General features: G+C 75.8%; 1 protein-coding gene (cut by a window edge). It reads left to right on the top strand.

Features of this window, described 5'->3' with window-relative positions:
- Positions 1-12,557 carry the 3' portion of a non-ribosomal peptide synthase/polyketide synthase gene (locus ACFUJ1_RS20575; RefSeq protein WP_378647794.1) on the top strand. It extends 12,925 nt beyond the left edge of the window, so the window shows 12,557 of its 25,482 coding nt (coding positions 12,926-25,482); its start codon lies beyond the left edge, outside the window; it ends in the stop codon at positions 12,555-12,557.

Below are 12,557 nucleotides of genomic sequence, written 5' to 3'. Positions count from 1 at the left end.
CCAACGACACCGCCCAGTTCGACCTGGCGCTGGAGCTCACCGAGCACGGCACGGAGAACGGCACCGCGCTGCGCGCGCTCTTCCGCTACGCCACCGATCTCTTCGACCCGGCCACGGTCGCCGCGCTCGCCGCCCGCTTCGTCCGGGTGCTCGAGCACGCCGTGGCCGCACCGCAGGCGCGCCTCGGCGCCATCGACCTGCTCGACCCCGCCGAGCGGAACCAGGTGCTCACCGCCTGGAACGCCACCGAGCACCCCGGCGCCCCCGGCGCGACCCTGACCACCCTCTTCGAGCGCCAGGTCGCACGCACCCCCGACGCCACCGCCCTGCGCGCGGGCGACACCACCCTCAGCTACGCCGAGTTCGCCGCCCGGGTGCACCGCCTGGCCCGCTGGCTCACCGGCCAGGGCGTCGGCCCCGACTCCATCGTCGCGCTCGGCATGCGCCGCTGCGCGGACCAGGTGGTCGGCATGTACGCGGTGCTCGCCGCGGGCGGCGCCTACCTGCCGGTCGACCCGGACCACCCGGCCGAGCGGGTCGAGTACGTGCTGGCCACCGCGCGCCCGCTGCTCATGCTGACCTCCGGCTTCGACCCGGAGTCCGGCGGCGTGCGGCAGGTGCGGATCGACCGGCTGGAACTCGCCGGCTTCGCCGCGACCCCGCTCACCCAGGTGGATCTGCTCGGCGTCCCGCAGCCGGGGCACGCCGCCTACGTGCTCTTCACCTCCGGCTCGACCGGCCGCCCCAAGGGGGTGGTGGTCGCGCACGCGGCCATCGTGAACCGGCTGGTCTGGATGCAGGAGCGGTATCGGCTCGGTGCCGACGACGTGGTCCTGCAGAAGACCCCGGCCACCTTCGACGTGTCGGTGTGGGAGTTCTTCTGGCCGCTGCAGGTCGGTGCCGCGCTGGTGCTGGCCGGGCCGGACGGGCACCGGGATCCGGCGCAGCTGGCGGCGCTGATCGCCGACGCGGGCGTCACCGCGGTGCACTTCGTGCCGTCGGTGCTCGCGGTGTACCTGGAGGAGCCGCGCGCCGCGGAGCCCGCCCGGCTGCGGCACCTCTTCGCCTCCGGCGAGGCGCTGCCCGCCGACGTCGCGCAGCGGGCGCGGGCGCTGACCGGCGCCGCGGTGCACAACCTGTACGGCCCCACCGAGGCCGCGGTCGACGTCACGCACCACACGGTCACCGATGCCGACGCCGAGTCGGTGCCGATCGGCGCACCGGTCTTCAACACCCGCCTCTACGTGCTGGACGGCAGGCTGCGGCCGGTGCCGGTCGGCGTGCCGGGGGAGCTGTACCTGGCGGGCGCCCAGCTCGCCCAGGGCTACCTGGCGCGCCCCGACCTCACCGCGGACCGCTTCGTCGCCGCGCCTTTCGGCCCGGCGGGCGAGCGCATGTACCGCACCGGCGACCTGGTCCGCAGGCGCGCCGACGGTGAACTGGAGTACCTGGGCCGCACCGACTTCCAGGTCAAGCTGCGCGGGCTGCGGATCGAGCTCGGCGAGATCGAGACCGCGCTCGCCGCCATCCCCGGCATCCGCCGCGCGGTCGCCGCGGTCCACACCGACCCGCACCGCGGCGATCAACTCGTCGCCTACGTCGTCCCGGACACGGCGACCGCGGGTGCCGATCCGCGCCACACCGCCGCGCGCCCGGCGACCGGAACCGGTGGCGACTTCGACGCCGACACTGCCCGCCGCGCGCTGGCGGAGGCGCTGCCCGCGTACATGATCCCCACGGCCTTCGTGCCGCTGGAAACCCTCCCGCTCAACCCCTCGGGCAAACTCGACCGCGCCGCCCTCCCGGCCCCAGAATTCGAGACCACCACCTTCCGCGCCCCGGAGTCCGACACCGAACGCCTGGTCGCCCACCTTCTCGGCGAGCTCCTCGGCACCGGCGAGATCGGCGCCGACGACGACTTCTTCGCCCTCGGCGGCAACTCCCTGCTCGCCACCCGCCTGGTGGCGAGGCTCGGCACCGAACTCGCCGCCGAACTCCCGGTCCGCCTGGTCTTCGAGGCCCCGACCGTCGCCGCACTGGCCGCCCGCGCGGAACGCCTCGCGGGCACCGGCGGCCGCCCCGCGCTGACTCGCCGCCCGCGCACCGAGCTGGTTCCGCTCTCCCCGGCGCAGCAGCGCATGTGGTTCCTGAACCGCTTCGACCCGGCCGAGACGGTGAACAACATCCCCGCCGTCATCCGCCTCACCGGCCCGCTGGACGTCGCCGCGCTCACCGCCGCGCTGGCCGACGTGGTCGCCAGGCACGAGACCCTGCGCACGCTCTACCCCGACCTGGACGGCACCGGCTGGCAGCGGGTGCTGCCCGCGGATCGGTCGCCCGCGCTCACGGTCACCGACGAACCGGATCCGGCCCGCGCGATCGCCGAGCTGGTCGGCACCCCGTTCGACGTCACCGCCGAGGTCCCGGTGCGGGTCGCGCTGCTCAGGCAGGGCCCGGCCGCGCACGTGCTCGCCCTGGTCGTGCACCACATCGCCGCCGACGGCTTCTCGCTCGGCCCGCTCGCCCGCGACCTCGCCACCGCCTACGCCGCCAGGACCGAGAATACCGCCCCCGCCTGGACCCCGCTCCCGGTGCAGTACGCGGACTACGCGCTCTGGCAGCGCGAACTGCTCGGCGCCGAGGACGACCCCGGCTCGACCGCCGCCGCCCAGCTGGCGTACTGGCGCACCGCCCTGCGCGGCGCCCCCGCCCAGCTCGACCTGCCCACCGACCGCCCGCGCCCGGCCGTCGCCTCGCACCGGGCGGGGGAGACGACGCTCCCGCTCGCCCCCGCGCTGGTCACGTCGATCGCCGCACTCGCGACCGCGCACGACGCCACCCCGTTCATGGTGGTGCACGCCGCGCTCGCCACCCTGCTCGCCCGGCTCTCCGGCACCGCAGACATCGCCGTCGGCACCCCGGTCGCCGGCCGCGGCGCCGCCGAGCTCGACGACGTCATCGGCATGTTCGTGAACACCCTCGTGCTGCGCACCGAGGTGCAGCCCGCCGCGCCGTTCGGCGCCGTGCTGCGCCGGGTCAGGGAGACCGACCTGGATGCCTTCGCGCACGCCGACGTCCCCTTCGAGCGGCTGGTCGAGGTGCTCGACCCGCCGCGCTCGCAGGCGCGGCACCCGCTCTTCCAGGTCGCGCTCTTCTTCCAGAACCTGGAGCCGGTCACGGTCGAGCCGGCCGGGCTCACCCTGGCCGAGCACCGCGTCACCGAGGTCGGCACCCGCTTCGACCTGCAGCTCACCGTCACCGCCGACGCGCTGCTGCTGACCTACGCCGCCGACCTCTTCGACGAGCCGACGGTGCGCGGCTTCGGCGAGCGGCTGCTCCGGCTGCTGGCCGCGGTCACCGCGAGCCCCGACCGGCCGGTGGGCGACATCGAGCTCTTCGAGCCGGGCGAGCGGCACCGGGTGCTCACCGAGTGGAACGACTCCGCGCACGTCTCGTTCGGCTCCGAGCTGCTGCTGGACGAGTTCTCCGCGCAGGCCGCCGCCACCCCGTTCCACCCGGCGCTGGTCTTCGTCCCGGACGACGGCGGCGCCGTCACCAGCATCACCTACGGCGATCTATCCCGCCGGGTGAACCAGCTGGCCAGGCACCTGATCGAGCTCGGTGTCGGGCCGGAGGCGCTGGTCGCGCTCGCGCTGCGCCGCTCGATCGACCTGGTGGTCGCCATGTACGCGGTGCTGGAGGCGGGCGGCGCCTACGTGCCGATCGATCCGGACCACCCGGAGCGGCGGATCGCGCACATCCTGGAGACCGCGCGCCCCGCGGTGGTGCTCGCCGCCGCCGGAACCGAGATCGCCTGCGACGGCGCCCTGGTCCGGCTGGACGAGCTGCGGCTGGACGGCTACCGGGACGATCCGATCGGCGCGGACGAGCGGCCGCTGCCGCTGCGCCCGGCGCACCCGGCGTACGTCATCTTCACCTCCGGCTCCACCGGCAAGCCCAAGGGCGTCAGCGTCTCGCACGCCGCGATCGTCAACCAGGCCAACTGGATGCTGTCCCGGTATCGGCTGGCGGCGGGCGAGGTGTACCTGCAGAAGACCGCGACCACCTTCGACGTCTCGCTGTGGGGGTACTTCCTGCCGCTGCGGGTCGGCGCCACCATCGTGCTCGCCGCCCCGGACGGCCACCGCGACCCCGGCTACCTCACCCAGGTGATCGCCGGATACGGCGTCACCGCCACCGATTTCGTCCCCTCCATGCTCAGCGTCTTCGCCGCGCACGTGGCGGCGGCGGGCCGCGCCGACGCGCTGGCCACGCTGCGGCAGGTGTTCGTGATCGGCGAGGCGCTGCCCGCCGAGACGGTCAGGGCCTTCGGCGCGGTGAGCCCGGCGGCGCTGCACAACCTGTACGGCCCCACCGAGGCCGCGGTCAGCGTCACGCACCGCGACGTCACCGGCGAGACCGGCCGCGGCGTACTGCCGATCGGCATCCCGGAGTGGAACAGCCGCGTCTACGTGCTGGACAGCCGGTTGCGGCCCGCGCTGCCCGGGGTCGCGGGTGAGCTCTACCTCGCGGGCATCCAGCTGGCCCGCGGCTACCAGGCCCGCCCCGACCTCACCGCGGACCGCTTCGTCGCCGACCCGTTCGCCGGGCCCGGCCAGCGCATGTACCGCACCGGCGACCTGGTGCGCTGGGACACCTCCGGCCACGCCCCCGAGCTGATCTACCTGAGCCGCACCGACTTCCAGGTGAAGTTCCGCGGCCAGCGGATCGAACTCGGCGAGATCGAGGCGGTGCTGGCCGCGGTGCCCGGTGTCGCGCAGGCCGCGGTGCTCGTCGTCGGCGAACACCTGGCCGGCTACCTGACCCCCGCGCCCGGCGCCGCGCTCGACGACACCGCGGTGCTCGCCGCCGCGGCCGCCGCGCTGCCCGCGTACATGGTCCCCGGCGTGCTCGTGGTGCTCGACGCCTTCCCGCTCAACGCCTCCGGCAAGCTGGACCGCGCCGCGCTGCCCGCCCCCGAGTTCGCCCGCACCGCCTACCGCCCGCCGGTGACCCCGGCGCAGCGGCAGGTCGCGGCGGCCTTCGAGGCGGTGCTCGGCGCCACCCCGATCGGCCTTGACGACGACTTCTTCGCGCTCGGCGGCAACTCGCTCAGCGCGACCAGGCTGATCGCCCGGCTCGGCGCGGCGCTGGACCGGCGGGTGCCGGTGCGGCTGCTCTTCGAGGCCTCCGGCGTGGCAGCGCTGGCCGAGCGGATCGCCGCGGAATCGGTGCCGGGCGACGTGGTCCCGCTGCTGGCCGGTGCCCGCCCCGAGCGGCTGCCGCTGGCCCCGGTGCAGCGCGGCATGTGGCTGGCGAACCGGCTCGACCCGGACTCCGTCGTGCACAACATCCCGGTCGCCGTCCGGCTGCACGGCGGCCTCGACACCGCCGCGCTCACCGCCGCCTTCGCCGATGTGGTCGCCAGGCACGAGGTGCTGCGCACCGTCTACCCGGCCGGGCCGGACGGCACCGGCCACCAGGTGATCCTGCCCGCCGACCCACCGCCGCTGCGGCTGGAGGTGCGCGACCCGGACGGCGCCCCGCTCGCCGAGCGGATCGGCGCGGTGCTGGCCGGTGGCTTCGACGTCACCGCCGATGTCCCGGTGCGCGCGGTGCTGCTGCGCGAGGACCCGACCAGCCAGGTGCTGGTCGCGGTGCTGCACCACGTCGCCGCCGACGGCTACTCCATGACCCCGCTGCTGCGCGACCTCATGGCCGCCTACCTGGCCAGGGTGCTCGGCACCGCCCCGGCCTGGCCGCCGCTCACCGCCCAGTACGCGGACTACGCGCTCTGGCAGGCCGCCGCCGTCGAGGCGAGCGCCGAGACCGAGCTGGCCTTCTGGCGGGAGACCCTGCGCGACCTGCCCGACCCCGCGCTGCCCACCGACCGCCCGCGCCCCGCCGTCGCGAGCCACCGCGGCGGTACCGTGCGCGCCCGGATCGGCGCCGAGGTGGCCGACCGGGTGCGGGCGCTGGCCGCCGAACACCGGGCGACCCCGTTCATGGTCGTGCACGCCGCGCTCGCGGTGCTGCTCGCCCGGCTCTCCGGTACCGCCGACGTGGTGCTGGGCACCCCGGTCGCCGGGCGCGGCGCGGCCGCGCTGGACGACCTGGTCGGCATGTTCGTGAACACCCTTGTACTGCGCACCGAGATCGACACCGCCGCACCCTTCGCCGAGCTGCTCGATACCGTGCGCGGCGCCGACCTGGCCGCCTTCGGCCACGCAGGCGTTCCCTTCGAACGGGTCGTCGACGAGCTCGGCACGGAACCGTCGCTGGCCAGGCACCCGCTCTTCACCGTCGCGCTGAGCTACCTGGCCGACGGCTCCCCGGCAGGCGCCGCGACCGCGGTGCCCGGGCTGGATCCGAGCCCGGTGGAGTTCACCGAGGCGGTGGCCAGGTTCGACCTGCAGTTCACCGTGGCAGGCGACCCCGATACCGACGGCCACCTGAGCGTCGAGCTCGACTACGCCACCGACCTCTTCGACGAGGGCACCGCCGCCGGGCTGCTGCGCCGCTTCGGCAGGCTGCTCGGCGCGCTCACCGCCGACCCGGCCCGCCCGGCGGGCGACGCCGAGCTGCTCGCCCCTGCCGAGCGCGCCGCCCTGCTCGACGCCCCCGCCCGCACCGTGCCGCCGCGCACCCTGCCCGAGCTCATGGCCGCGGCCGTCGCGCTGAACCCGGACGCCACCGCGCTGGTCGACGGCGTGCGCGAGCTGCACTACCGGGCGCTGGACGAGCGCTCCACCCGGCTCGCCCGGCTGCTCGTGGAGCACGGCGTCGGCGCCGAGGACACGGTGGCCGTCGCGGTGCCGCGCTCCGCGGAGTCGCTGCTCGCGCTCTGGGCGGTGGCCCGCACCGGCGCCACCTTCGTCCCGGTCGACCCCACCTACCCGGCCGAGCGGATCAGCCACATGCTCACCGACTCCGGTGCGACGCTCGGCCTCACCGTCGGCGCGGTCCGCGCCGAGCTGCCCGGCGACGTCGAGTGGATCGCGGTCGACGCCGCCGACACCGCCGCCAGGCTGCGCAACCTGCCGCCCGGCGCGGTGCGGCCGCTCCGCCCGATCCGCCCCGAGCACCCGGCCTGGATCATCTACACCTCCGGCTCCACCGGCGTCCCGAAGGGCGTGGTCGCCACGCACGGCGGGCTCGCCGGGGTGGCGGCGGCCCAGCTCGCCGCCTACCGGACCACCGCGAAATCCCGCGTGCTGCACGTCGCCTCGCCCAGCTTCGACGCCTCCATGCTCGAGCTGCTGCTGGCGCTGGCCGCGGGCGCCAGGCTGGTGATCGCGCCCGCCGGGGTGTACGGCGGGGCCGAGCTCACCGCGCTCGCCCGGCGCGCCGGGGTCACGCACGCCTTCCTGACCCCCGCGGTGCTGCGCACCATCGACCCGGAGCAGCTGCCCGGCCTCGCGCACCTCACCGTCGGCGGCGAGGCGTACGGCCGCGACCTGGTCGACCGCTGGGCGCCGGGCCGCGCGCTGCACAACACCTACGGCCCCACCGAGACCACCATCATCACCAGCATCAGCGCCCCGCTGCGCGCGGGCGAGCCGTTCGATATGGGCGCGCCGATCGACGGCATGTCCGCGCTGGTCCTCGACGCCAGGCTGCGGCCGGTCCCGGTCGGCGTGGTCGGCGAGCTGTACCTGCGCGGCCCCGGGCTCGCGCGCGGCTACCACCGACGGCCCGGGCTCTCGGCCGACCGCTTCGTCGCCGACCCCTACGGCCCCGCGGGCGGCAGGCTCTACCGCACCGGCGACCTGGTGGCCTGGACCGCGACCGGCGGGCTGCGCTACGCGGCCCGCGCCGACCAGCAGGTGAAGGTGCGCGGGCTGCGCATCGAGCTGGGCGAGATCGACGCGGTGCTCACCGCGCACGGGTCGGTCGGCACCGCCGTCACGCTCGGGCACCCGGACCCGTCCGGGAACACCGCGCTGGTCGCCTACGTGGTGCCCGCACCCGGCCACACCGTCGACATCGCCGAGCTCACCGCGCACGCCGGGCGCTCGCTGGCGGGGTACATGGTGCCCGCCTCGATCACCGTGCTCGACGCGCTGCCGCTCACTCCGGTCGGCAAGCTGGACCGGAAGGCGCTGCCCGCGCCCGAGTTCCGCGGCGCCGAGTTCCGCGCCCCGCGCACCGCCGCCGAACACGCGGTGGCCGAGGTCTTCGCCGAGCTGCTCGACCTGGAGCGGGCCGGGCTGGACGACGACTTCTTCGCGCTCGGCGGCAACTCGCTCACCGCCACCCAGCTGGCCGCGCGGCTCGCCGCCCGGCTCGGCGCCCGGGTCGGGGTGCGCCTGGTCTTCGAGCACCCGACGGTCGCCGCGCTCGCCGCCGAACTCGGCGCCGCCGACGGTGCTTCCGCGCCCGCGCTGGTCCGGCGGGAGCAGACCGGCCCGATCCCGCTCTCGCTGGCCCAGCAGCGCATGTGGCTGCTGAATCGGCTCGATCCGGAGTCCACCGCCTACAACATCCCGCTCGCGGTGCGGCTCGGCGGCGACCTCGACATCGCCGCGCTCGACGCCGCCGTCGCCGATGTCGTCGAGCGGCACGAGACGCTGCGCACGGTGTACCCGAACACCGAATCCGGGCCGGTGCAGGTGGTGCTGCCCACCGCCGAGTCCGGGCGGCCGGTGCTGACCCCGATCCCGGTCACCGCCGACGACCTGCTCGCCGCCGCGGGCGACTTCATCGGCGCCGGGTTCGACGTCACCGCCGCCGTCCCGGTCCGCGCCCGGCTCTTCGCCGTCATCGGTGCTGCCCCGGTGCGCGCCGAACCCGCCGCCGCCGGCCCCGGGCTGCCGCCGGTCACCGCCGCTGCCGATGCGGCGCAGGCCGACGCGCCCGTGGAGCATGTGCTCGTCGTCGTCGTGCACCACATCGCCGCCGACGGCTCGTCGCTGGCCCCGCTCGCCCGCGACCTCGTGCTCGCCTACGCGGCCCGCCGCTCCGGCGCCGCACCGGCGTTGACCCCGCTCCCGGTGCAGTACGCCGACTTCAGCCGCTGGCAGCGCGAAACCCTCGGCGCCGAGGACGATCCCGGCTCGCTGGTCACCCGCCAGCTCACCTTCTGGCGGGAGACCCTGGCCGAGTTGCCCGCCCAGCTCACCCTTCCCGCCGACCGCCCGCGCCCCCCGGTGGTCTCCACCAGGGGCAGGCACCTCGACTTCACCGTGGACGCCGGGCTGCACGGCCGCCTCGCCGAGCTCGGCAGGCAGCGCGGGGCAACGCTGTTCATGGTGCTGCACGCCGCCTGGGCCACCCTGCTGGCCCGGCTCTCCGGCACCGCCGACATCGCCGTCGGCACCCCGGTCGCCGGGCGCGGCGCCGCCGAGCTCGACGACGTGGTCGGCATGTTCGTGAACACCCTGGTCCTGCGGGCCGAGGTGCGCGCCGCCGACCCGTTCCTCGACCTGCTCACCCGGGTTCGCGAAGCCGACGTCGCCGCCTTCGCGCACGCCGACGTGCCGTTCGAGCGGCTGGTGGAGGTGCTCAACCCGGAGCGCTCCACCGCGCGGCACCCGCTCTTCCAGGTCGGCTTCTCCTTCCACAATCAGGCCGAGGCCGATCTGGAGCTGGCCGGGCTGCGGGTCGGCGCGCTCGACATCGCCTCCGAGGTGTCGCAGTTCGACCTGCACCTGGTGATCACCGACCGCTACCACCCGGACGGGACGCCCGCCGGGCTCGCGGCCTCGCTCACCTACGCGACCGCGCTCTTCGACGAATCCACGGTCGCCGGGTTCGCCGGCCGGCTGCACCGGCTGCTCGACGCCGTCTGCGCGGAGCCGCGGCTCCCCGTCGGCGACATCCCGCTGCTGGACGCCGCCGAGCGCGAGCGGCTGCTGCACACCTGGAACCGGCCGGATCGCTCGCTGCCCGGCCCGGCCACCCTTGTCACCGGCTTCGAGGAGCAGGTGCGCCGGACGCCGGAGGCGGTCGCGCTGGTCGACGGCGCCTTCACGCTCGGCTACGCCGAGTTCGCCGCCAGGGTGAACCGGCTGGCCCGGCTGCTCACGAGCCGCGGCATCGGCCCGGAAACGCTGGTCGCGCTTGCGCTTCCGCGCGGAGTCGACCTGGTGGTCGCGATGTACGCGGTGGTCACGGCGGGCGCCGCCTACGTCCCGCTGGACCCGGCGCACCCGGCCGAGCGGACCGCCACCGTCCTCGCGGCCGCCGCCCCGCGGCTCGTACTGACCTCGGCCGCCTGGCCGCACCCCCTTCCCGGCGAACGGGAGGTGCTGAACGTGGCCGTCGCCGAGGCGCGCCCGTTCGCCCTGTCCAGCGCCGCCCTGCGGGACGACGAGCGCACCGCCCCGCTCCGCCCGGAGCACCCGGCGTACGTCATCTTCACCTCCGGCTCCACCGGAACGCCGAAGGGCGTCGCGGTCTCGCACGCCGCCGTCACGCACCAGCTGGAGTGGATGCGGTCCGAATACCGCCTCGGCGCCGAGGACGCAGCCCTGCTCACCACCTCCGCCGCCTTCGACCTCTCGGTCTGGGAGTTCTGGCTGGCCCCGCGCACCGGCGCCCGCCTGGTCCTCGCCCCGCGGGACGTCCAGCGCGACCCGCGCGGCCTGCTCGACCTGATCGAGCGCACCGGCGTCACCACCGTGACCCTGGTCCCGTCGCTGCTCGCCATGCTCGCCGAGACCACCGGCGCCGCACCGCTGCCCGCGACCCTGCGCCGCCTGCTGGTGATCGGTGAGGCGCTGCCCGCCGCCACCGTGCGCCGGGTCGCCGCGCTCACCGCGGCCCGGATCGACAACCTCTACGGCCCCACCGAGGCCGCGGTCTCGATCACCCGCTACCGCACCGATTCCGGGCTGCCCGGCCCGGTCACCCCGATCGGCACGCCGGAGGCGGGGTCGCGGGTGCACGTCCTCGACGACCGGCTGCACCCGGTCCCGATCGGCGTCACCGGCGAGCTGTACCTGGCCGGTGCGCAGCTGGCCCGCGGCTACCACGCCCGCCCCGAACTCACCGCCGAGCGGTTCGTCGCCGACCCGTTCGGCGGGCCGGGGGAGCGGCTCTACCGCACCGGCGACCTGGTGCGCTGGAACGCCGACGGGCAGCTGGAGTACCTGGAGCGCCGCGACTTCCAGGTCAAGGTGCGCGGCTACCGGATCGAGCTCGCCGATATCGAGCACGCGCTGCTGGCGCAGCCAGGGGTGCGCGCGGCGGCGGTGCTCGCGCACGGCGCCGGTGAGCACACCCTGCTCGCCGGGTACTACGCGGCCGACACGGTCGACCCGGCCGAGCTGCGCGCCGCGCTGGCCGAGCGGCTGCCCGGCTACATGGTCCCCGCGGTGCTGATCCCGCTCGACCGGCTGCCGCTCACCGCCAACGGCAAGCTGGACCGGGCCGCGCTACCCGCCCCCGAACTCGGCGCCGCCGAGTTCGCCGCACCCGCGACGGAGCTGGAGCAGACCGTCTGCGCCGCCTTCGCCGACGTCCTCGGCGCCGAGCGGATCGGCACCACCGACAACTTCTTCGAGCGCGGCGGCAACTCGCTGCTCGCCACCACCCTGGCCGGGCGGCTGGCGGCCGAGCTCGGCGAGACCGTCTCCGTGGTCTGGCTCTTCGCCGCACCCACCCCGGGCGGGCTGGCCGAGCGGATCGCCGCGCACCGGGCCGGGCGCGGGCGGGTCGACCGCGAGGTCGCCTACGAGGTGCTGCTCCCGCTGCGCGCGGGCGGCAACGCGGAGCCGCTCTTCTGCTTCGCCCCGGCCGGCGGCATCGCCTGGTCGTTCGCCGGGCTGGCCGCGCACGTGGACCGGGAGCGGCCGCTCTACGGCCTGCAGTCGCCGGTGCTCGCCGGCGAGCCGGAGCTGCCCGGTTCGATCACCGAGTGGGCGACGCGCTGCGTCGATGAGATCCGCGCCGTGCAGCCGGAGGGGCCGTACCACCTGCTCGGCTGGTCGCTCGGCGGGGTGCTCGCGCACGCCGTCGCGGTCGCGCTGCAGGATCGCGGTCAGCAGGTCGCCCTGCTCGGCATGATGGACAGCTCGCTCGAGGTGCCCGCCGAGCGGGACGGGTCTGTCGTCGTCGGTGACCTGTTGGGCGGTCTGCTCGGTGGCGCGCAGGCCGCGAGCCTGACCGTCGGCTCGGCCGCCGCTTCCGGGGGCCAAGAGGTCGCCGGCGCACCGTCCGGCTCCGCGCCGGCAACCCCCGGCGACCGCGCTCCGGCCACCCCGGGCGACCCGGCCCCGGTCACCCTGGGTGACCTCGCCACCCGCCTCGGCGACCTCCCCGAACCCTTCGCCTCCTTCGGCGCCGACCGCCTGCACCGCGTCCTCGACGCGGGCGTCCGCTCCCTCGACCTGGTCGCCGGCTACCGCCCCCGCTCCTACAAGGGCGACCTCGTCTACTTCACCGCCGCACTCGACGACCCCACCGGCGCCACCGGCGCCTCGGGCTGGGCGGGCGCCGTCGACGGCACCGTGCACAACCACGCGGTCCCCGCCACGCACTGGAACATGACCACCGAACCGGCGCTCTCCCGCATCGGCCACGTCCTGGCCGACCTCTGGACGCGGCACCCGTAG

The organism is Nocardia sp. NPDC057227, assembly GCF_042669725.1.
GTDB classification, from domain to species: Bacteria; Actinomycetota; Actinomycetes; order Mycobacteriales; family Mycobacteriaceae; genus Nocardia; species Nocardia asteroides_A.
The sequence above is the reverse complement of the archived record's forward strand: the minus strand, read 5'-3'. Positions and strand labels throughout refer to the sequence as shown.